19 protein-coding genes are annotated in these 21,962 nt (G+C 65.2%); 13 read left to right on the top strand and 6 right to left on the bottom strand.

Features of this window, described 5'->3' with window-relative positions; translation table 11 throughout:
• Positions 1 to 4: 4 nt before the first annotated feature.
• From I6F38_RS17610 to I6F38_RS17600, 3 genes are all read right to left on the bottom strand, one after another.
• The gene (locus tag I6F38_RS17610) at positions 5 to 1,288 is read right to left on the bottom strand and encodes a hypothetical protein (protein WP_225161240.1); all 1,284 of its coding nucleotides are present in this window, start codon (positions 1,286 to 1,288) and stop codon (positions 5 to 7) included.
• Between the two features lie 117 nt (positions 1,289 to 1,405).
• On the bottom strand, positions 1,406 to 1,690 hold the full coding sequence (locus I6F38_RS17605) for a hypothetical protein (RefSeq protein ID WP_225161239.1): 285 nt from the start codon (positions 1,688 to 1,690) through the stop codon (positions 1,406 to 1,408).
• A 104-nt stretch (positions 1,691 to 1,794) separates the two neighbouring features.
• The gene (locus I6F38_RS17600) at positions 1,795 to 2,100 is read right to left on the bottom strand and encodes a hypothetical protein (RefSeq protein WP_225161238.1); all 306 of its coding nucleotides are present in this window, start codon (positions 2,098 to 2,100) and stop codon (positions 1,795 to 1,797) included.
• 225 nt (positions 2,101 to 2,325) lie between these two features.
• On the opposite strand from I6F38_RS17600, the gene I6F38_RS17595 reads away from it, so the two are divergent.
• The 11 genes from I6F38_RS17595 to I6F38_RS17545 all read left to right on the top strand — a co-directional run bounded on the left by I6F38_RS17595 (position 2,326) and on the right by I6F38_RS17545 (position 14,858).
• The gene (locus I6F38_RS17595; RefSeq protein WP_225161237.1) at positions 2,326 to 3,510 is read left to right on the top strand and encodes a polysaccharide biosynthesis/export family protein; all 1,185 of its coding nucleotides are present in this window, start codon (positions 2,326 to 2,328) and stop codon (positions 3,508 to 3,510) included.
• A gap of 31 nt (positions 3,511 to 3,541) precedes the next feature.
• On the top strand, positions 3,542 to 5,047 hold the full coding sequence (locus I6F38_RS17590) for an O-antigen ligase family protein (RefSeq protein WP_225161236.1): 1,506 nt from the start codon (positions 3,542 to 3,544) through the stop codon (positions 5,045 to 5,047).
• A gap of 57 nt (positions 5,048 to 5,104) precedes the next feature.
• Complete coding sequence (locus I6F38_RS17585) at positions 5,105 to 5,770, top strand: hypothetical protein (RefSeq protein WP_225161235.1); 666 nt, start codon at positions 5,105 to 5,107, stop codon at positions 5,768 to 5,770.
• A 129-nt stretch (positions 5,771 to 5,899) separates the two neighbouring features.
• Positions 5,900 to 8,173, top strand: coding sequence for a polysaccharide biosynthesis tyrosine autokinase (locus I6F38_RS17580; protein ID WP_225161234.1), 2,274 nt, complete (start codon positions 5,900 to 5,902; stop codon positions 8,171 to 8,173).
• Positions 8,174 to 8,186: 13 nt separating this feature from the next.
• On the top strand, positions 8,187 to 8,999 hold the full coding sequence (locus I6F38_RS17575; RefSeq protein WP_225161233.1) for a hypothetical protein: 813 nt from the start codon (positions 8,187 to 8,189) through the stop codon (positions 8,997 to 8,999).
• The gene (locus tag I6F38_RS17570) at positions 8,996 to 9,754 is read left to right on the top strand and encodes a class I SAM-dependent methyltransferase (RefSeq protein WP_225161232.1); all 759 of its coding nucleotides are present in this window, start codon (positions 8,996 to 8,998) and stop codon (positions 9,752 to 9,754) included. Before I6F38_RS17575 ends, I6F38_RS17570 begins: the two co-directional genes overlap by 4 nt.
• Positions 9,755 to 9,757: 3 nt before the next feature.
• Positions 9,758 to 10,873 carry a glycosyltransferase family 4 protein gene (locus I6F38_RS17565; RefSeq protein ID WP_225161231.1) on the top strand — a complete coding sequence of 372 codons (1,116 nt, stop codon included), beginning with the start codon at positions 9,758 to 9,760 and terminating at the stop codon, positions 10,871 to 10,873.
• Positions 10,870 to 12,162: an O-antigen ligase family protein gene (locus I6F38_RS17560; protein ID WP_225161230.1), complete on the top strand. Its 1,293-nt coding sequence runs from the start codon at positions 10,870 to 10,872 to the stop codon at positions 12,160 to 12,162. The genes I6F38_RS17565 and I6F38_RS17560 overlap by 4 nt, the downstream gene beginning before the upstream one ends.
• Positions 12,159 to 13,478: a polysaccharide transporter gene (locus I6F38_RS17555; protein WP_225161229.1), complete on the top strand. Its 1,320-nt coding sequence runs from the start codon at positions 12,159 to 12,161 to the stop codon at positions 13,476 to 13,478. The genes I6F38_RS17560 and I6F38_RS17555 overlap by 4 nt, the downstream gene beginning before the upstream one ends.
• Positions 13,475 to 14,101 (top strand): methyltransferase domain-containing protein, encoded by a 627-nt coding sequence (locus I6F38_RS17550; RefSeq protein ID WP_225161228.1) that lies wholly within the window; start codon positions 13,475 to 13,477, stop codon positions 14,099 to 14,101. The genes I6F38_RS17555 and I6F38_RS17550 overlap by 4 nt, the downstream gene beginning before the upstream one ends.
• An 85-nt stretch (positions 14,102 to 14,186) precedes the next feature.
• A complete protein-coding gene (locus I6F38_RS17545) occupies positions 14,187 to 14,858 on the top strand; it encodes a class I SAM-dependent methyltransferase (RefSeq protein ID WP_225161227.1) in 672 nt (223 codons plus the stop codon).
• 21 nt (positions 14,859 to 14,879) lie between these two features.
• On the opposite strand, the gene I6F38_RS17540 is transcribed toward I6F38_RS17545, so the two are convergent.
• The 3 genes from I6F38_RS17540 to I6F38_RS17530 all read right to left on the bottom strand — a co-directional run bounded on the left by I6F38_RS17540 (position 14,880) and on the right by I6F38_RS17530 (position 18,301).
• Entirely contained in the window at positions 14,880 to 15,599 is a 720-nt protein-coding gene (locus tag I6F38_RS17540; RefSeq protein WP_225161226.1) for a class I SAM-dependent methyltransferase, read from the bottom strand.
• A gap of 8 nt (positions 15,600 to 15,607) precedes the next feature.
• The gene (locus I6F38_RS17535) at positions 15,608 to 16,918 is read right to left on the bottom strand and encodes a nucleotide sugar dehydrogenase (RefSeq protein WP_028331593.1); all 1,311 of its coding nucleotides are present in this window, start codon (positions 16,916 to 16,918) and stop codon (positions 15,608 to 15,610) included.
• A gap of 78 nt (positions 16,919 to 16,996) precedes the next feature.
• A complete protein-coding gene (locus tag I6F38_RS17530) occupies positions 16,997 to 18,301 on the bottom strand; it encodes a glycosyltransferase family 4 protein (protein ID WP_225161225.1) in 1,305 nt (434 codons plus the stop codon).
• A 117-nt stretch (positions 18,302 to 18,418) separates the two neighbouring features.
• Between I6F38_RS17530 and I6F38_RS17525 the strand changes: the two genes are divergently transcribed.
• Both I6F38_RS17525 and I6F38_RS17520 read left to right on the top strand, forming a co-directional pair.
• On the top strand, positions 18,419 to 19,669 hold the full coding sequence (locus I6F38_RS17525; RefSeq protein WP_225161224.1) for a glycosyl hydrolase: 1,251 nt from the start codon (positions 18,419 to 18,421) through the stop codon (positions 19,667 to 19,669).
• A 112-nt stretch (positions 19,670 to 19,781) separates the two neighbouring features.
• Entirely contained in the window at positions 19,782 to 21,962 is a 2,181-nt protein-coding gene (locus tag I6F38_RS17520; protein ID WP_225161223.1) for a bi-domain-containing oxidoreductase, read from the top strand.

The following is a 21,962-nucleotide window of genomic DNA, read 5'->3' as shown; positions in this document are numbered from 1 at the left end:
GCGTCTAGCCCGCCTGCAACCGTGAACGGCTGATCCGCTGTGCCAGTCCTGTTCCGATCACGGCTCCCAACACGATCACTCCGGGCAGCGCCGGCAATTCCGGCAAGGTGAAGCCAGCAAGCAGCAGCGTCAGCAGGACGGCTGCCGCCGATGCAGGGTAGGACCAGTCGCGGCCGCGATTGCGCGCATCGGCCGTGAACGCTGCGATGCCGACGATGATAGCCGCAACTAGAGTCCAGAACATGGCGGAGCCGAATTGCGCGATCAAGGCCGCCGCGCTGGTCGCAACCACGGGGCGCGTGGTGGCGCCCTGCCAGTCCATATAGGTCGACGCCAGCGTTGCCGTGGCGCCGGCGCCGCTGCCGAGCGCGGGCAGGTCGGCGAGCAGATTGTGGGTCGATTGCACGAACTCGGACGGTGCATGAACAAAGGCGACCGCAAGCGGCACGTCGGGATGACGGTTGCCGATCGCCGTCGCCAGGGCGATCAGCGCGATCGCTGCCGCAGCAGCAGCGCTGCTCCAGCGGTGCAGATGAAGTTTCCGCGCGGCGAAGGTCATCAGGACGAGGGCGATGCCCGCGGCAATCGCGATCGCGGCGCCGCGCCGCCCAACCCAGCAGGCGCTGACGGCGCAGAGCAGCGCGGCGGCGGCGAGCAGCCAGCGCAGCCGTGTCAATTGGGCTGCGGTGCGACCATCGGCGTGTCCACCGACGTCGAGCGCGCGCGCAACACTGAGCGGAACGCCAACGAGAACGACGACCAGGAATCCGTTTGCCGTCTCATCGCGGGCAGCGCCAGGCCAGACTTTGACCGGATCGCTTGACAGCAGCAGGATCAGGGCCGCGACGGCCGCCGTTGCTGCAATGGTGCGGGCCACCATATCGGCGCGGCGGGCGTCGATCGCGATCGCGGCGGCGGTGATCATGACTGATATGAGTGACAGCCAGATCAGCAGCGCGCCGAGGCTTGCGCCGGTGTCGATCGTGATGCTGCCGCTGAGCTGTGCTCCCAGCGTTTCGCCGGCGAACTTCCACACCGGATGCGCCAGGGCTGCCAGGGGAAGCATCTGCAGGATGATCCAGAGCATCGGCAGAAGCGCCGCCGCAACAGCGGGACCGGCGACCGACTTGAGGAACGACAGCTCACCTGGACGGATCGCCGCGAGGCTCGCGAGCAGCCCGAGCGACGTCGCCGCGCCGACGAGACCCGTCGCGAGCGATGCGTCGATGAGACCGAGCGGAATCGACGCCCCGATCAAGATGCAGATGAAGGCCGTGACGTTCCACACGAGAGGGGGAGGTCCTGCAGAATGGCGGGCGCGCGCGCCCAAGGCAGCGGGATGCCCCGGGCTTGCCGCGAGGTCAACGGAAATCGGGCACGCCAAAGCGGGCAGTGTCATGCCCTGCTATTGCGAACGGCGCAGGGCGAGACGTGGCGTCGAGGTGCGAGACCAGAACAGCGACGCGAAGGTGCTTGCCAGATATCCGACTTGCAGCGCTACGATCGCAGCGATCATGAGCAGCGCGGTTTCCGACCACGACAGGCGCGCGCCCCCGATGGCGGCCAGCAGCGCGACTTCCGCGAGCGCCACCGGCGCCAGCACCAGACAGTGCTGGCGCAGCCCGAGAACGGTGCCGCCGATGAAATTGCCAAGGAAAACAAATAACATAACCAAACCCTGCGCCCGCATGATATCGGGCCGGGCCTAAGCCGGGGTTAACCCGCACGTCGCAGAGCCGTCGGCGCGGTGCCGGCCGACCTCGATCACCTGTGGTTTTGTTAGTCGATTAACATTCAGAACGGACGCAGATCGCCGTAACCATAGGCGGCCCAATAATCGCGGCCGCCATACGGTCCATAGGCGCCATAGAGCGGCGCGCAGGAGTAGCGATCGGGACAGCCGTGCCAGCAAACCCGTTTCCACTGGCAGACGTCGCCACGACAATATTGCAGCCGCTGACAGTTGCCGCTGACCCGTTGCACGGCGCGCGGGGCCGGGGAAACACCCAATTCAGCGGCAAAAACTGCGCTGCCAACAGAACCGCCCAACAGCAAGGCGACCATTCCCAACGCGATCGCGGGTAGCTTCCTGCGGGCCATCGAACCCTCAATTGGTTAACTCAAACCATCTCATTCACAGATAACGGGGAGATTGGACGAAAGCAAAGCCGGAGTGACGGCGCGCGGGGCTTTGTCTCACGGCGGTGCGCCGGTGTCGCCGAATTGCCTCACCTCGATAACATTATTTATCAATTGCATCGCAATATATCGCGGAAACTTGTGATTGTGATAGTCGACGTGTTACGGCACGGCCGGAGTATTTGAATGTCGCGTGCGAATTTCATTCGGGTGATGTTATTGCTTGCGGCCGCCTGTTGGGTCAGCGGTTGCCATTACATGCCGACCAACGGCCCGACGAGCTCCGATGTCGTGGCCGGGCAGCGCGATCCCGAAAGCCTGCCCTATGCGATGGTCAAGATCACACCGCAGATCGAGAACGTGCTGGCGTCATTCGCGCCGCAACTCGCCGGCGGCATTCAGGGCCCGCCGCCGAAGGACATCCGCTTCGGCATCGGCGACGTCGTCAGCGTCACGATCTTCGAGGCCGCCGCCGGCGGTCTGTTCATTCCGGTCGAGGCCGGCGTGCGTCCCGGCAACTACATCACGCTGCCGAACCAGAATGTCGATACCGACGGCAACATCTCGGTGCCCTATGCCGGCGCGATCCGCGCCAAGAACCGCACACCGACCGAAGTGCAGCGCACGATCGTCGATGCGCTGAAGAACCGCGCGATCGAGCCGCAGGCCGTGGTCGCCCTGATCGAGCAGCGCACCTCGCTGATCTCCGTGCTCGGCGAGGTCAATTCGCCGAACCGCTTCCCCGCCAATGCCGCGGGTGAGCATGTGCTCGACGCCATCACGCGCGCCGGCGGCCCGAAAGGGCAGGGTTTTGACACATGGGTCATGCTCGAGCGTGACGGCAAGCGCACCACGGTGCCGTTCGGCCAGCTGGTCTACGAGCCCAAGAGCAATATCTACGCCCATCCCGGCGACACCATTTATGTCTACCGCGAGCCGCAGACCTTCGTCGCCTTCGGCGCGTCCGGCGCGCAGGGCCAGTTCAATTTCGAGGCCTGGCGCATCTCGCTCGCCGAAGCCGTCGCCAAGGCGGGCGGCCTGAACGACTCCTCGGCCGATCCGGCTTCGGTGTTCGTCTATCGCGGCGAACTGCCGGAAGTGGCGGCCAAGCTTGGCGTCGACGTCAGCAAATATTCAGGGCCGATCATCCCGGTCGTCTACAACATCAATTTCCGCGATCCGGCCGGCTATTTCCTGGCCACGCGTTTCCAGTTGCGCAACAAGGACGTGCTCTATGCGTCGAACGCGGCATCCGTCGAGGACGCCAAGGTGATGCAGCAGATCCGCCTCGTGACCGCAACGGCGAACGATCCGATCGTAGCCGCCTACAACGCAACCTTACTTCGTAATTCGATCAAGCTTGCGCCCTGATACTGGGGCGTGAGCCGGCACGGCCGGCTTCATGACACGCTTAAGATTAGCTTCCGGCTCAAGCGAGGCGACGGCGTTGCCGTGGCCGGTGCGCTGGTCATCGTGGCTGTTCTGCGCCGTCGTCGCTTTGGCGCCTCTGCCGCTCGGCTCGGTCGGTGCTGTTGCGCCCGCGATCTGGTCGATCCTGCTCGGGATTGCACTGCTCGGGGTGTTGCCGATGCGCCTGCGCGGCAGTCAGCTCATGATCCTCGCCGTGACGGCGTTGTTGACGGCGCTTGCCATGCTGGTGCTGCACGAGCAGTCGGCGCTCCACCCCTGGTCGGGTGTGGCGCCGAACGCGTTGTGGGCGGAGGCCGGCAAATTGCTGCCTGCCGAGTTGCCGCCGGCCGTGTCGATCGCGCGCGGTCAGCCGTTCTATTCGATCGGCGTCGGAATCGTTTGCCTGCTCAGCTTCGCCATCGGCGTCGTGCTCGGTGCCAACCGCGGACTGGCGCGCGGGTTGTTGCGGGCGGTGGCCGCGGCGGGCCTGGTCTATGCGATCTGCGGCATCATCACTTTCGTGATCGATCCCACCCGGATCTACCTGCTGCACGAGAAGCAGGCGCACCTGGCGTGGCTGACATCTCCCTTCGTCAATCGCAACACTGCCGGCATCTATTACGGTTGCTGTGCGCTAATCTGGCTGTTGTTCGGCTGCGAGCTGATCGAGCGGCATTGGCCGCCGCGCCGTGCCGGCCTGTCACGGCTGCTCGGGCGCCTCGATATGCCGGCGCGGCGCCGGCTCGCCGGCCATGCGTTCGGCTGGCTCACTTGCCTGCTGGCGATGTTTCTGACCGGCTCGCGCGGCGGCGTCGGGATCTCGCTGCTCGCGGCGGTCGCGGCTGCTGCAATCTTCTTTCGCAACCGGGTGCCGCGCCGCTACGGCATGATCGTGGCGCTCGGCGTCGGCAGCCTGGTCGCGCTGGCACTGCTGCAGCTTCTCGGCGGCGGCGTCGGCGCGCGCTTCAGCACGATGGGCCTGTCCGATGAGGGACGGTTCTCGACCTATCGCGTAACGTTGCGGATGATCTGGGATCACCCGTGGCTCGGCGATGGTTTCGGGACCTTCGAATGGGTTTATCCGGCCTATCGCACCGACGACATCTCGCTGCGCGGGACCTGGAACCGGGCACACAACAGCTGGCTCGAACTGGCGTCCGATGGCGGAATGTTAATGGCCGGCGCCGCCATGATCGCGCTGCTCGCGGCGTTCGTCGTGCTCGCGCATGGCGTGCGGACCCGTCGCCGCGACGTGATCGTGCCGCTCGCGGCGCTCTGCGCGTCGGCCGCCGGCGCGCTCCATTCGATGATCGATTTCTCGCTCCAGATCACCGGCTATGCCGTTGTTATCGCGGCCTTGCTCGGGGCAGGCCTGTCGCAATCCTTCCGCTCCGGCAGCGGCGCCGGCGGTGGCCGTGACGCCCGTGTTACGGTCGGGCAGCCGGTTAACGCTGATTTCGCGCACCACGGCCCGGCCGCGGCCGGCGAGGCTATTTAATTGGCGCGATAACTCTGACTATGCTAACGAACTGTTAGTATTCGTTAGGAGATAGCTGTGTTCACATTTGAGCGATCCGGCGGCTTTTCCGCCCCGCGCCTGGCGACGTTGGTGGTGATGTTGGCGCTCGCGATGCCCGGTGGCGCGGCGCTGGCGGAGACTGCTGGCGGGCTGATCCAGCTGTCCCAGGCGGTCACCAATTTCAAGGCCAGCCCGGAGCAGCTGCTGACCCAATATCCGAATGCGGGTGTGGAGTTGACCTCGCGGGCGCGCGACTTCGCCCTCAACGATCCGACATCGCTCGATCCACTGATTGCGCTGCTCGCCAAGGCAAGCAAGGACCAGAAGACGGCGATCGCCGCCGGTCTCGCCCAGGCCGCGCGCATCGTGGTGCGCAGCAACCAGCCCTACGCGACGCGCATCCAGCAGGCGATTGCCGACACCAAGGATCTCGACACCGTGATGGCGTTTGCTGCTGCATCGGGTGACAGCGGCACCGCGGCGACCGGCGCCGGCGGCGCGGGCAGCGCCGGCGCATCCGGCGGCCAGACCAGCGCGCTGGGCGCCAGCGGCGCCGGCGGCGGCACGCTCGAGGCCATCGACGGCAACAGCGTGAACACCGGCATCTTCAGCTTCACCTCGTCGGTCAGCAGTTCGGGCAGCACGACAACCGGTACGGCCACGGGTACCGGCACCACCCTCATTTCAACAGTTACCCCCTGAGCGGACGTCCGATCGCCAATGGAAAACTTTCTGCAGCAACGCGCTTCGGTGTCGGCGGCGGGACGCTTCCCAGGATCATTGGAGGGCGCGAGGGCAGGATCCATCCTGCCGGCGCGACGATAGGACGAGATGCTTCAGCGCAACCAGATTTCGCCGTCTGTCGATCTGAGAAATCGTCCGGCTGAATTGCCGTCGCTGGCGGAAACCTTCGACGCCTTCGTCACCTATCTGCTCCGGCAATACTGGGTCATCCTCGGGACCGCCGCGCTCTGCCTGTTCGGCGGCATCTGCTACCTGGCGACGGCGGCGCCGAGCTATACGGCGCTTGCTACGATGATCATCGACACGCGCAAATTCCAGGCCTTCCAGCAGCAATCGCCGGTGAGCGAGGCCCCCGTCGATTCCGCCGCGGTCGAGAGCCAGGTCGAAATCCTGAAGTCGGAGAATGTGGCGCTTGCGGTGATCCGCGACCTCAAGCTCAACGAGGATCCGGAATTCGTCGGCTCCAGGGCCGGCGCGGTAGGAGCCGTGCTCGATTTCGTGTCCGGCCTGCTCGCCGGCGGGGCGCCGCCCACCGAATTCGATCGGACCCGGCGCGCGGTCCGCACGTTCCAGAAGCAGCTCGACGTCCGCCGCCGCGGCATGACCTATGTGATCGAGGTCAGCTTCCGCTCGCTCGATCCCGAGCGCGCGGCGCAGATCGCGAACGCCGTCGCCGACGCCTATATCGTCGATCAGCTCGATTCCAAATATCAGGCGACGCGCCGCGCCAGTGTCTGGCTGCAGGACCGCATCCAGGAGCTGCGCACGCAGGCATCCAACGCCGAGCGCGCGGTGCTCGACTACAAGAAGACCAACAACATCGTCACCTCCAGCGGCAAGCTGCTCAACGAGCAGCAGCTCGGCGAGCTCAACACCCAGCTGCTCCAGGTGAAGTCGCAGGTCACCGACGCCAAGGCCAAGCTCGACCGCATCGAGGCGGTGGTGAAGGGAGGCGTCCCCGATGCGACGGTGGCCGATACCCTGAACAACCAGGTCATCACCAAGCTGCGCTCGCAATATCTCGAGCTTGCCAACCGCGAGGCCGACTGGTCGTCGCGCTACGGCTACAATCATTTGGCCGCCGTCAACCTGCGCAACCAGATGCGCGAGATCCAGTCGTCGATCATCGATGAACTGAAGCGGCTCGCCGAAAGCTACAAGAGCGACTATGCGATCGCCCTGCAGCGCCAGAACGAGATCGAGCGCGCCGTGAACGACTCGGTGTCGCAGTCGCAGTCGACCAACCAGGCGCAGGTCACGCTGCGCGAGCTCGAGAGCTCGGCGCAGACCTATCGCTCGCTCTACGACAATTTCCTGCAGCGCTACATGGAAAACGTGCAGCAGCAGTCGTTCCCGGTCAGCGAGGCGCGGGTGATCACCCGCGCGTCGCGTCCGCTCAGCAAGAGCCATCCGCAGACCTTGGTTGTGCTCGCGCTCTCGGCGCTCGGCGGCCTGATCGCCGGGCTCGGGCTCGGCGTGTTGCGCGACCTCTATGACCGGGTGTTCCGCACCGCTGAAATGGTCGAGACGATCCTCGAGGCCGACTGCGTCGCCATCGTTCCCCGCGTCTCGCCGGGCCAGATCAAGGCGCCGGTCGCCGGTCGTCCCAATCTGCCGATCGGCCCGCGCACGATCCGGCGCGGCGACGAGCCGGTGCTGTGGGCGGCGATCGATTCGCCATTCTCGCGGTTCTCGGAAGCGATCCGCTCGATCAAGGTGAATGCCGACCTCAACGTCACCAAGCCGTCGAAGATCCTCGGGCTGACCTCGGCGCTGCCCAACGAGGGCAAGTCGACGCTGGCCTTCGTATTTGCGCAACTTGTTGCCCAGAGCGGGGCCCGCGTGCTCCTGATCGATTGCGATCTGCGCAATCCCTCGCTCAGCCGCAAGGTCGCCGCGACTGCCGAGCGCGGCATCCTCGACGTGCTGTCGAACAATGCGACATTGCAGGACACGCTATGGCGCGATCCCGAGACCGGCCTCGCCTTCCTGCCTGGCGCCACGCGATCGCGCATCGCCCATTCGCACGACGTGCTGGCCTCCGACCAGATGAGGGATTTCATCGACGGGGCCCGCAGCCATTATGACTACGTGATCGTCGATTTTCCGCCGCTCACGCCGGTGGTCGATGTCCGCATCACCGCCCACTTCGTCGATTCCTTCGTCTTCATCGTGGAATGGGGCAAGACCCAGGTGCAGGTGGTCGAGCGCGCGCTGCGCAGTGCGCGAGCGGTCAACGAGAACCTGCTCGGCGTCGTGCTCAATAAGGCCGATATTGCCGCGATGAGCCGCTATAGCGGCTATGGCGGCAAGAACTACTATTACAACTCGCACTATGGGCGATATGGCTACACCGAGTGAGACGCACGGCGGGATGCCCGGGCGCGCAGCCGCCTGGCTTGCGCGCGGCTTCCTTGCCGCGGTCGCATGCTCGTCCGTCGCCTGGGGCACGACCACTTTGCCGGCCTTTGTCGACCAGACCCGGCTCGACGGCGCAAAGGACCTGATCCTTCGCAACGTGCCGGTCAGCGACGCCGAGCTCGATGACCTCGGTCCGCTGCTGTCGCGCGCTGTGGCGGAGAAGGATTGCATGCCGGCCATCGATCGCAGCGCGGCGGTGATCCGGTTGCGGCGCGCCGAGAACGCACTCGCATCCGGCGCGCAGGTCGACGCCCGGATGGGCGAGCTTGACGCGGCCGTCCGCAAATCGCTCAGCTGCACGCCGGGCGATCCCTATCTCTGGCTCGTGCTGTTCTGGCTTCGCAATATACGGCAGGGCTTGAGCGACGCCAATTTCGACCTGCTGCGGATGTCGTACCGGCTCGGACCCAATGAGGGCTGGATCGTGGTCAAGCGCAGCGCGATGGCGCTCGCAATGTTCGACGCGCTGCCGCCTGACCTTTCATCCGACGTGGTTGCCGAGTTCGCGCGTCTGGTGAAGACCGAACTGTACACGGAGGCAATCGATCTGCTGAAGGGACCGGGCTGGGCGCACCGCGACACGCTGCTGGCCGGCCTTGCAGCTGTCCCGCAACGGAACGTCGACATCCTGACCCGCACCATGGCCGACATTGGATACGATCTCGATCGCCGCTCGCCGGCGGAACGGCGCAATTGGGAGCGCAAATCATACGACCGCCTCGACGAGCCTGCCCGAATGCCGCCGGAGGCGAGCGCTAGGCCATGACGATGGAATTTTGCATCGGACAGCACAACGCGCACTATGAGGGCGTCTATTCGGCGCAGGAGCGCGACTGGCGCCGCGTCTGCGCGGTCGACAAGGCGGATCATATCGCCGGCTTGCTCGGCGCAGCCGCCGCGAAGGTCGGCAATGTGCTCGAGGTCGGCTGCGGGACCGGCGCCGTGCTGGCGCGGTTGTCGGCGATTGGCGTCGGCCGCGACTTCACCGGCATCGACGTGATCGATCCCGCGACCAACCTGGAGATCGACGGCGCCGCTTCAGCCCCGTTCCGCTGGTCCAGCTATGACGGCGCGACGATCCCGTTCGCCGACGGATCGTTCGACCTCGTCTATGCCAGCCACGTCCTGGAGCACGTGCCCGAACCGCGCGCATTCCTGCACGAGCTCGCCCGGGTCGCGCGGACCTTCGTCTATGTCGAGGTGCCGTGCGAGCTGCATGCGCGGACCAACCGCCGGGCGTTGCAATCGACGCTCGACATCGGCCATATCAATTTTTACACGCCCGACACGTTCCGTCTGGTGCTGGAGACGGCGGGGCTGCACGTCACCGGCTTCGGCACCTATGACCACAGCCTGCCGGTTCACGCGTTCCATTCGTCGCGAGTGAAGGGGCTCGCCAAAAGCATTGTGCGGAAGTCGCTGTTGTCGGTCAGCCCGGCGTTCGCGACGCGGCTTGCGACCTATCATTGCGGGGCGCTCTGCCGGCGCGACGAGGCGCAGGCGCTGCCGCGGGACCGGTAAGCCATGGCGCCGCGCGTGGTCGTCTTCAACAACATGATCACACCTTACACCAACCGTCTCTACAACGAGCTGGCCAGCCGCGGGCTGGATCTCGCCGTGCTGTCCTGCACGCGACAGGAGGCCGATCGCTCCTGGGCCGGCTCGTTCACGCCGCGCTACATCACGCGCACGGTGCCGGGTGTATCGATCCCGCTGTCGCGGTCGCGTCACACCCATGTCAATATCGGGGTCGGGCGCGCCTTGAATGCGCTCGCGCCCGACCTGCTGTTCGTGAACGGTCTTTATCCCTCGATGCTGGCCGGCGCGGCATGGGCGCGCGCCAACGGCAAGGCGCTCGCGCTGACGATCGACGGCTGGCGCGAGACGATGCCCAACACCGCCTATCACCGTCTGGCGCGGCCCTGGCTGCTCCGCCAGTGCGACGCAGTGGTGTGTTGCAGCGACAAGGGTAGGGCGTATTTCCGCGGCGAGGGTGTTCGCGCCGACGACCTGTTCGTGGTGCCGTTGGTGCCGGCATGGGATCCGCCGGCGGTTGTGCCGGCATTCGACGACCGTCCATTTCATCTGCTGTGGTGCGCCCGCCTCAATGACGACGCCAAGAATGCGATCTTCTTCGAGAACGTCGCGATCGCGCTTGGCCGGATCGTGCCCGGGCTGAAGGTGCGTGTGGTCGGGTCCGGCGCCGCCGAACGGCGCATGCTGGCACGGCTCGGCGGTGCCGGCATCGATGTCAGCCACGACAGCTACCTGCCGTGGCAGGCGATATCGGAGGTCTTTCTGCAGTCGCGGCTGCTGCTGCTGCCTTCACTGCTAGAACCGTGGGGCCTGGTGTGCAACGAGGCCCTGCAGTGTGGGGTTCCGTGCCTGGTGTCGCCCCATGTCGGGGCAGGCGGCGAGTTGGTCCGTGACCAGGACAATGGCTATGTTTGTGCGCTCGATGAACGGGTTTGGGTCGACGCGGCGCGCGGCTTGCTCGAACATCCTGCGCGCTGGGAGGCGATGTCGCGGCAGGCCCGGCAGAGCGTGCGACGCGATGCGCTTGCCGACGCCGCGGCGCGTTTTGCGGCCGCGGTCGATCATCTCTTGAGGGCTCCGGCCCGGCAGGAGGCCGTGCAATGATCGGCAGATGGTGGCTGCGAACCGATGTCTTTCTGCACGCCTATCTGGTGATGGTGCTCGGCTGCATCTATTTCCTGTTCAATTTCATCGAGGGCATCTCGTTCGCGGAAAGGGCCGGGGAATCCACGCTGTTCCGCGGCGCCTGGCTGCTGCTCTACATCCTCCTGGTGCTGCACATTGCAATCGATCGGAAGCGCTTCGGCCTGCTGATGCTGCAGTCGCATCTCTATCTGACGTTCATCGCCTTCGCCCTGGTATCACTGGCGCTGAGCGCCGACCCCGCCGGCTCGTCGATCAAGTTCGCGATGTATCTGTTGACCACGATGTTCTCGGCATGGGTCGTGATCAGCTGCCCGGTCGATCGTCTCGTCGATACGCTGTTCCGGATCGGGATCGTGGTGCTGATCGTTCACGTCCTGCTCTTTCCGGTGATCGGCTCGCAATGGGATTACGACCCGCTGCACCGGCCGACGGTGCTCGGAACCCAGGCCTATGCCGGCGTGTTCGGTCACAAGAACCTCGCGGGCGCCTTTTTCGGCCTCATGGTGCTGATCTGCTTCGTGCGCATGCTGGCAGGGCCGCGGCGGCAATTCGGCTGGACGCTGCTGCTGATGGGATGTCATTTTTTCGCGCTCGCTGCGGCCGGCGCCGCAGGTCCGCTGATCAGCATGTTGACGGCGCTTGCCGTGACCTTCGGGCTCGTGCTCGTGGTGCTCGGGCACAGGGGGGCTGCCTCGATCTACTGGCTTGGCCTTGCTCTTGTTGCGCTCGTCGTGTTCGCCGTGCCGAGCGACGAGTTGTACGGGCTGGTCGGCCGCAGCGGAAACCTGACCGGCCGCTCGTTCCTCTGGTCGGTCTGGCCGCACTTCTTCTGGCAGCACCCGTGGCTCGGCTACGGGTTTTCGGGATTCTTCAACGAACTGCCGAGCTCGCCGGTGAACGAGCTGACGAGCATGGCGCCGTGGAATACAGAGTTCGGCTCGTTCGAGAACTCCTATCTCGACGCCTTTCTCCAGTTCGGCCTGCTCGGCGGTGCGCTCTATATGCTGCTGCTGGCGCTCGCATTGTGGAACAGCATCGTCTTCGCGTTCGAGCGGAGAGGGATCTACTGCATGGCGCCGTTCGCGATGCTGCTGTTCGTCGTAATCGCGTCGGCCAATGACTCCAGCCAGCTGCTGCACAATTATTTCGGCTGCGTGCTGGTGTTCTGGTGCTATTTCGGCCCGGAGGCCCGGCTGCATATGGCGCCGCGGCGGACATTCAACAGATTGCGGGTGAGTGAGGCGTGAGTGCGTTGACCGACAGGCTGGACCGGGTGGCGGCCCAGACCGGGGTCGCCGGTGCCGTGAGCGGATTGCTCCGCCGGCTGCGGCGTGCCGGGGGCAATGTCGCGCTTGGCCTGATCGATCAGGCGCTGCTGAGCGGGTCTGCCTTCGTGCTGACTATCGTGCTCGCCAATGTGCTCGATATCAATTCGTTCGGCAGGTTCAGCGTCGCCTGGTCATTATCGATCCTGATCGAGGCGGTGTTTCTGCGCGGCCTGTTCGACGACGGCTTGCCGGCAACTGCGCACCGCATCCCGAAATCGCTATGGCCGCAACTGCGGCTCGGCCTCTATCTATCGTCCTTGCTCGTTTCGGGTGCGCTCGGCCTGCTGCTGGCGGGTGCGGGCCTTGTGATCGTAGCCGTGGGCGGGGAGGCCGGCGGGCTCGTGATCGCAACGGGGCTCGCGATCCCGGCGGTTCGGCTGCAGAGCATGTTCCGCCGCATCTGCTATCTCGACGGGCGACTGCCGCGCGCGCTGGCGTCCTCGCTGACCTATTGCGTGGCGCTGGTCGTCTCGGCCGGGCTGATGATCGCACTCAAGCTCACCGGCGCCGCCGCGGCGATGGCGTGTATCGCGATCTCGGCCGCGCTCGCCGGCAGCCTGCTGCTGGCCCACACCAGCGAGCTGGCCTGGCCGCAAGCCAGAATCTTCCGCGGCTCGCTGCGGCGGCTGTTTCGGAACGGGCGCTGGTTCGTCGCGACCTCGCTCACCTACTGGATCGGCAGCATCGGGCTGATCCCGGTGTGCGGCTTCCTGATCGGGCTGGACGCGAGCGCGTCGCTGCGGATCCTGCTGTTGGTGTTCGCACCGCTCAGCCAGTTCTGCGCGACGATGTTCTCGGTTCGCCTCCCGGAAATCGCGGCTGAACTGCGCGCCGGCCGGCGCAGCGCAGTCGCCGCTGCCGCGCGCGAGAATGCCCTGCTGCTTGGGTCGATCGCCGCCACCTATGGCACGGTGGTCGTGCTGCTCGGCCAGCGCATTCTGGCGCTTGTCATCCACGGACAGAGCTATGAGATCGGCACCGGCAGCCTCGCCTTGATGGGAGCTGCGATGGCGCTCGACGCGGTGTGGCTCGGCCTCGCTCTGCCGCTGTTTGCGACCGGCAAGCCGCAGCGGTTCATGCTGAGCCGGATTGCCGGCCTCGTCGCGCTGTGCTGCGTCCTGCCGTTCGCAGCCGAGGCCTGGCAGGTGATGGGCGCGGTTGCGGCGATGGTGGCCTCCAGCGCGGCGTCGGTGATCACGGTTGTGCTGACCAATTCGGCGCGGGAGCGGACATGACCGACGACGCGCGCGGCGGCTTGCTCGAAAAGCTGCATATCGGCGCCTTCAATTGCGGCATCGACGGCTGGATCAATACCGACATCACGATGCACCTGTGGATCGCGCGGGTGCCGTTCGCGGCGAAAGCGCTACATCTCGCCGGCCTGCTGAGCGATGCCCGCTATGCCGAGCATCGCCAGGGCAAGTTTGCCGGACTGCGCCACATGAACCTGACCAAGCCGCTGCCGTTCGCGGATCGCAGCCTCTCGGCGGTGTTTAGCGCGCACGTCTTCGAGCACTTGTTTCCCGACGAGGTCGAGCGGCTGGCGCGCGAGATCGCGCGGGTGCTGGCGCCGGGCGGGGTGTGCCGCATCGTCGTCCCCGACATGGAGCGGATCGTCGCGCTCTACGATCCGTCGGCGCCGCAGGCTTTCCTCAAGGGCGTGTTCGAGATCGATCGCCGCAAGGAGGCCGCCTTCGCGCATCACTGGGGCTTTACCCGCGCCTCGCTCGCTGCGCTGTTCCGCAACGCCGGCTGTTCGGAAACCTACATCCGTGCCTATCGCGAGGGCGTCTGTCCCGATATCGACCGGCTCGACAACCGGCCGGACGAGTCGATCTTCTTCGAGGCCATCAGGTGAGTGCGACAGGAAAATCGATGCATCGTAGCGTGAGGGATCGCGCATGCCGTGCTAGACCGGACCGACCGGTAGCAGGAGACTGACCTTGCTGGGTGCGATTCAAGCCCGATTTTCCAATGCAGCGCGCCGGCGGCGCGGCGAATTCCTCGTTCGCACCGTGAACCTGCCGCTCGATGCGAAAATCCTCGATCTTGGCGGCGGCACCGGCCGGCACATTCGCGCGATCCTGCCGCGCCATACCGACATCACGGTCTGCGACATATCGGCCGACGATTTGAAGGCCGCGCGCGAGCGCTTCGGCTTCAAGACAGTCCTGCTCCGGGAGACCGAGCGCCTGCCGTTCGACGATCAGGCGTTCGACTTCTGCTTCTGCTCGTCGGTGATCGAACATGTCACCGGGCCGAAGCAGGATGTCGTGACGATCGAGGACGAAGCGGCGTTCCAGAGCATTGCGCGCGAGCATCAGAACCGTTTTGCGGGCGAGATCTCGCGGGTCGCAAAGTCGTTCTACGTGCAGACGCCGTACCGGTACTTTCCGATCGAAAGCCATACCTGGCTGCCGGGCATCATTGTCCTGCTGCCGAGACGTCTGCAGATCGCGCTGATCGAGCGATTCAATCGCTTCTGGTTCAAGCGCACCGCGCCCGACTGGCATCTGTTCGACTGGCGCGAGATGACCGAAACCTTTCCGGATGCGAAGGTCTATCGCGAACGCTATCTCGGCATGACCAAATCGCTGATGGCGATCAAGGCCTGAGGTAGCTATCCGCCTGCCACGTCAGTCGTCGCGCCGGGCTAGGACGTTGATTAGCGTGCCGACCGTCGCCTGGCGATCGAGCACCGGCGGCAGCGGGGAGCCGGCAAAGCTGCTCCCCAGCATCGTGAGGCCATGTTGTCGCAGCAGATCCTGCATGGCCGCCGGCGAGGTGTCAAATTTGGAGAACGCGAGATAGCGGAACAGCGGCCGCGCCGATACGCGCGAAGAGGCCGCATGCGCGAGCTTGTAGCTCCGGCGCAGCAGCGATCCGCGGTTGGGGATGGAGAGCAGCAAAAGCCCGCGAGGCCTGAGCACGCGATGCATCTCGGCGAGGCACTGCGCCGCGTCGGGAACATATTCCAACACGCTCGCGCACAGCGCGCCGTCGAAGGATCGATCGGGAAACGGCAGGCTTGCGATGGTCGGGATCTGCTGAAATGTCAGCCGCGCGGCGAGCGCGCCGCCGGCGCGGCGGCCGTGTGCCGCCGCAATCATCTCCGATGATGCGTCGACGCCGGTGACGTCGCAACCGCGTGCGGCGAGCAGGCGGGACAGCGTTCCGGTGCCGCAACCGGCGTCGAGCCAGCGCTGTCCGTTGAGGTCCGCGTTCCCGAGCAGACCGAACATCGCGGCCGTCCGCGCCTTGAAGGTGCGGCTCTGATGCAGCGTCTCCCATCCCGACGAAATCTCGTCGTGAAAGCGGATTTCGGGTCGCTCGCGGGTCTGGCCCATGGTGGCCATGATATTCCCTACCAGTGGAAACCGCTCACCTTGGCGCGCACCTGCTCGGGCAATCCGATCTCCGACAGTTCGAGCACGACCTGGTCGGGACGGGTCGCCGTCAGCGCCGCAACGAAGCGCGGATCCGCCGTCGTCAGCACAATAATGTCGGCCCATTCTATGGTCGCCGTCACATCGTCGTTCAACAGGCCGACCAGCTCCGGATTGCGCATCAGGAAATCCCGGTTGGCGCCGATCAGTTGCGACAGCTGCACATTGGGGTCGTAGATCCGGATGTCGCGCCGTTCGCCGCGCAGGCTCTTCACCAGCCTCACGAAGGGACTGTCGCGGACGTCGTCGGTGCCGGCCTTGAAGCTGATGCCGAGGAACGCGATGCGGCGGCCCTCATGCGACAGGATCCAGTCGGCGCCGCGCGACATGATCATGTCATTGCTCGGCAGGATGCTCTCGAGCACCGGCGTCGACAGTCCGCGGCTGTGCGCCAGGTGTTTCAGCGCCTTGACGTCCTTGGGCAGGCAGGAGCCGCCGAAGGCAAAGCCCGGCCGCAAATAGGCCGGCGAGATGTTGAGCCTTGTGTCCTGCATGAAGATGTTCATGACGTCGCGGCCGTCGATGCCGAGCGTCTTCGCGATCGTGCCGATCTCGTTGGCAAAGCTGACCTTGAGCGCATGCCAGCTGTTGTCGACATATTTCACCAACTCGGCGGTCTCGACCGGCGGCGTGATCTTGGCGCCCGGCAGGTCCTTGTAGAGCGCCATGACGCGGTCGGCTGTTTCCTGGTTGAAGGCGCCGACCACGGTCTTGGACGGCGCGTTGAAATCCGCAATGGCGCTGCCTTCGCGCAGGAACTCGGGATTGAAGGCAAGGTCGAAATCGCGTCCGATCCTGTTGCCGGAGGCTTCCTCGATCAGCGGCCCGACGGTGCCGCGGGTGGTGCCAGGCAGCACGGTGGAGCGGATCGTCACGGTGTGCGGCGCGTTCTTGGCGCGCAGTCCGCGGCCGATCTCGATCGCGACCTGTCGGATCGCGGTCAGGTCGAGGTTGCCGTTGCCGGAGGAGGGCGTGCCGACGCAGACCATCGATATGTCGCTGTTGACGATCGCTTCGGTGGCGTCGGTGGTCGCGGTCAGCTGACCGGTTGCCACCGCGCGCGCCACCTTGTCCGAGATGCCCGGCTCGACGACCGGCGACCTGCCTCCGCGGATCAGGTCGACCTTCGCAACGCTCTTGTCGACGCCGATGATCTGGTGGCCGAGCTCGGTGAAGCAGGCGGCGCACACCGTTCCGACATAGCCGAGGCCGAAAATGCTGACGTTCATGCTTCGACCTTCAACAATCCAGGACGTGCGCGTGGCCGCAGCCGCGTCGCGTTTGACGTGAGTGAGGCGGCTGCGCGTTCAAGACGATGCCCGCCCGGCGGCTGCGTTCGCGCTGGAAGGTTGCGAGGTCGGCCGCTCGGCGGGGGCATGCGCGCGCGGTGCGCGGTTCTGCGCGGGGACCTTCCCGGCGAACAACGCCTCATAGGCCGCGAGCAGCTTCGGCTCCTCATGCGTCCACGAAAGCGCCCGCTCGACGCGGTTACGGCCAAATGCCCCCATCGTCTGCCGCAATGCCGGATCGTCGATCAACGCGATGATCTTGCTGGCGAAATTTCTCGGGTCGTTCTTCGCGGCATAGAGCGAGGCGTCGAGTGCCGAGCGGCGGCCTTCGCGAACGTCGAACTGAACGATCGGCCGTCCGAGCGCCATGTACTCCATGATCTTGTTCATGGTGGAGATGTCGTTCATCGGCGTGACGCGGTCCGGATTGACGCAGACGTCAGCGGTCGAGAGCATCGTGAACAGCGCGTCATCCGCGATGGCGCCGGTGAAGTTCACGTAGTCGGAGAGCTGCATATCCTCGCAGAGCTTGACCACCGCATTCCACTCCGGCCCGGTGCCCGCGATGTTGAACTGGATGTCGGTGCGGCCGATATCGTGCACGATGTGGCCGATCGACTGCAGCAAGAGATCGATGCCTTCCGACTGGCCGATCACGCCGACATAGCCGACGCTGTAGCGCCGGCCACGGCGCCAGGCCGGATCGGCCGGCCGCGAGCGCACCCGGTCGAGATTGGGGCCGGATCGCACCACGAAAACCCGGTTGGCCGGCATGCCGCCGCGCGTGATCGCGATCTCGCGATAGGATTCGTTGGTCGCGATCGAGATGCTCGCCGTCTTGAAGGTGAGATATTCGACCAGCCGCAGCAGCTGCCAGAACATGTCCCTGCGGCCGAATTTTGCTTCGTAGAGCTCGGGATTGACATCGTGATGATCGAACACGAAGCGCTTGCCGCCGAGCTTGAACAACAGGCCGATCAGGAAGATCAGGTCGGGCGGATTGCAGCCCTGGATCACGTCGAAGCCGTGCTTCCACGCCACCTTGATCGCGAGCAGCGTTTCCCAGAACAGCGCGACCGGATATTCGATCAGGTAGGCGGCGATCCCGCGCGCTTCCACCGGCATCGGATGGCGATAAATGTGAATGCCTTCGAGGCATTCGTAGGATTCGTTATGACCCCGCCCCTTCGGGCAGATCACAGAAACTTCATAACCCGCCTTGCGCAGCGACGTTGCTTCGCACCACACCCTGCGATCGAAAGGAACCGGAAGGTTCTCGACGATGAACAGGATCCGCCGCGGTGATGGTTCAGCTCTCGACATCTGAGATGATCTATACCATTGACCTAACAACATCACAATCCGACTAACATCGGCATTAACATGCACGGCTTCCACTATGCAATCCCGGCACCTATGTGACGGCGACGAGACAGGGACATGGCAGGCAGAGTGAGGGATTGGGGCCAAAGGGCATTGATTGCGCTGGTTTTGAGCGCGCTGCTGCCGCTGGCCTACAAATGGCCGCTGCAGTGGAATGGTTCGACGTCAAGCGATGCGCTGAGTGCGAGCCGCGTGAACGCGGTGATCCCGCCGACGCTTTTCGGCATGACCATCAATGCGATCGGACAGTCGCAGCCAAAGTCGCAGCCCTGGCCGGAGCTCAAATTCGACGGCGTTCGGCTATGGGGCGCGATCTACTGGGCACAGATCAATCCGGCGCCCGGCATCTACAATTGGGCGCGCTTCGATGCCATCCTGGCGGCGGCCGAGCGAGAACACGTCGAGATCGTTCTCAATCTCGCCTATACGCCGCGCTGGGCCGCGTCGGTGAAGGATGCGCCGCCGGCGTTCACGCCCGGCGCAAGCTCGCCGCCGGCCGATCTCGCGTCATGGGACGACTGGGTGCGCGCGGCCGTGGCGCGCGCCGCCGGCCGCATCAAATACTGGGAAATCTGGAACGAGCCCGAGGATCCCAAATATTACTCGGGCGATATCGCGACCATGGTCCATCTGCAGAAGCGGGCCTACGAGATCATTAAAGCCAGCGATCCCACCTTGACCGTGCTGACACCGCCGTCCAACGGCACGCCGGACGGATATCGCTGGCAACAGGCCTTCATGGCGCAAGGCGGCGGACAATATGCCGATGTGTTCGCCTTTCATGGCTATACGAGCGAACCCGAGGCGGTGATTGGAATTATTGCGCGCTTCAAGAAAATCCTTGCCGCGCACGGCCTGTCCGCGAGGCCGATCTGGGACACCGAGGCCGGCTGGTCGTCCTATGAGGACAATCCGGACGGGTGCCTGGCCCGCGCCTACGTCCTGAAATGGATCAGCGGCGTCGACCGGTTCTATTGGTACGAATTTGCCGGAGGCGGCAGCGACTTTGGAAAATTATGGGACCCGGCGCGCGGGCTGCTTCCGAGCGGCATTGCCTACCGCACGATCCAGTCCTGGCTCGTCGGCGCAAGTGTCGTGGGGGCAGGCAGGACGTCGCCGACGACCTGGCGCGTCGAGCTTCGTATGCCGGATGGCCGTAACGGTCTGATCCTCTGGACCACCAAAGGCCGGTCCGTTTATCGGGTCGACCCGCGTTTTAGCCTTTACGAGGGCCTCGACGGCGGCGAAGGGCCTGTCGCCAACGGCGAGGTCGAGATCTCGCCAAAACCGGTCCTGTTGCTGGAATGATAACAATGTTAAGTCTCCGGCAATGAGATAATTATGACGATGTTTCCTGGCTTCATTGCGGGCGTTGGGCGCGATACAAGGAGCGCTGTTAACTTGAGGCGATTGACCGACTGTGAAGCAGATCGCGCAGAACTATAAGAGCGGTGAGCTCAAGCTGATCGATGTGGCGGCGCCGCGCTGCCGTCCCGGCGGGGTTTTGGTGCGCACGGCGTTCTCGGCGGTGTCGACCGGCACCGAGATGATGAAGTTCACCGAAGGCCGCCTGTCGCTGCTCGGCAAGGCGCGCGCGCGACCCGACCAGGTTGCCAAGGTGGTGAGCTCGGTCCGTCAGCAGGGGTTGCTTGCGACCTATCAGAAGGTGATGAACCGCCTCGATTCCTACACGCCGCTCGGCTACTCGCTGTCGGGTACCGTCGTGGAAGTGGGCGATGGCGTCGGCGGCTTCTCGGTCGGACAGCGCGTCTGCTGCGGCGGCAATCAATATGCAACCCACGCCGAATATAATTGGGTGCCGGTGAACCTCTGCGTGCCGCTGCCGGACGGCGCGGCGCTGGACCAGGCCGCATTCACCACGATCGCCTCGATCGCGCTGCAGGCGATGCGCCAGTCGGAGATCCGTTTCGGCGAGACCGCCTGCGTGATCGGGCTTGGCTTGATCGGCCAGATCATGGTGCGGCTGCTGCGCAGCGCCGGTGTCGTGGTCGTGGGGCTCGACCGGCTGGAGGCGCGGTGCCGGCAGGCGGAGGCTGCGGGCGCCGCGGTCTGTGCCGTCGCATCGGATGATGCCGCGGCCGAATTCCGCGCCCGGATCGACCAGCTGACCGTAGGCAACGGCGTCGATTGCGTGTTCATCACCGCGGGCAGCGACGATCCCGATCTCGCATCGCGTTCGGCGGCGCTGCTGCGCGACCGCGGGCGCATTGTCGATATCGGCAAATGCACGCTGAACCTGCCGTGGAGCGAATTCTACGACAAGGAGCTCGATGTGCGCTTCTCGCGCTCCTACGGCCCCGGCCGTTACGATCCGCTCTATGAGGAGGGCGGCATCGATTATCCGATCGGTCATGTGCGCTGGACCGAGAAGCGCAATATGGAGGCGATCGTCGCGCTGCTCGCCGACGGGCGGCTCGATTTTTCCTCGCTGATCTCCGAAACGGTGCCGCTGGAGCAGGCGACGTCGGCGTTCGAGCGCATGAGCCGCGGCGAGGTCAGCCTCGGCATGGTGTTCGCCTATCCGGACGCCGCTCCCCGCGCGATGCAGATGACCTATCGTCCGGCGGTTGCCCTGCGCAGCGGCCGGGTGCGGCTCGGCGTCATCGGCGCCGGCAATTATGCCTCCAGCATGCTGTTGCCGCAGCTTGCGAGCAACCAGCGCGTCGATCTCGTCGAGGTCGCCACCAATACCGGCCTGAGCGGCGCCACGGCGGTCCGCAAATTCGGCTTCGCGCGCGCCTCGACGGATGCGGCATCGGTGCTCGGCGCCGACGACATCGATGCCGTGCTGATCGGAACGCGCCATGCCTCCCATGCCGACCTCGCGACGCAGGCGCTGCGCGCCGACAAGGCGGTGTTTGTCGAAAAGCCCTTGGCGATCGATACAAGCTCGCTCGATCGATTGGAGCAGGTGATCCGGGAAACCGGCAACAACCGCCTGATGGTGGGCTTCAACCGGCGCTTTTCGCCGCTGCTGCAGGGCATGCGCGCGGTGTTCGCGCCGGCAGGACCGCAGACCCTGCAATATCGCGTCATCGCCGGGCCGCTGGAGAAATCATCCTGGTATCTGCAGGCCGAGAGCGAAGGCAGCCGCTTCGTCGGCGAGGGCGGCCATTTCATCGACGTGTTGTGCTGGTGGCTCGGCGCCGAACCGGTGCGTGTCTCCGCGAGCACGGCGGGCAAGGACGTCGACAATCTCGTCGCCACCTTCGATTTTGCCGACAGTTCGGTCGCGAGTCTCAGCTATCTCACCGGCGGCGATCCGCGGGTGCCGAAGGAAGCGCTCGAGATATCGGCAAGCACGGGTTTTGCCGCCTTCGACAATTTCTCGGGCTTCGAGGTCTGGCACGCCGGACAGCGCACGGCGAAGACGGCGCGGCTCGACAAGGGCCAGCGGCCGATGCTGGATGCCTTCATCGCAGCGGTCGCATCGGGAGCCGCGATGCCGATTGCGCTCGACTCGCTGCTGGCGACCACGCGCGCAACGCTTGCCGTGCAGGAAAGCGCGGCCGCCGGGATGCCGATCGATCTGACGGCCGGCTCGGCAGAGCAGGGCGTCGCGCGCGCCTCGACGGCGTGA

This window comes from Bradyrhizobium sp. BRP56 (genome assembly GCF_020194035.1).
Lineage (GTDB): Bacteria > Pseudomonadota > Alphaproteobacteria > Rhizobiales > Xanthobacteraceae > Bradyrhizobium > Bradyrhizobium australafricanum.
Note: the sequence above shows the minus strand (reverse complement) of the source record. Positions and strands in the feature narration are given on the sequence as shown.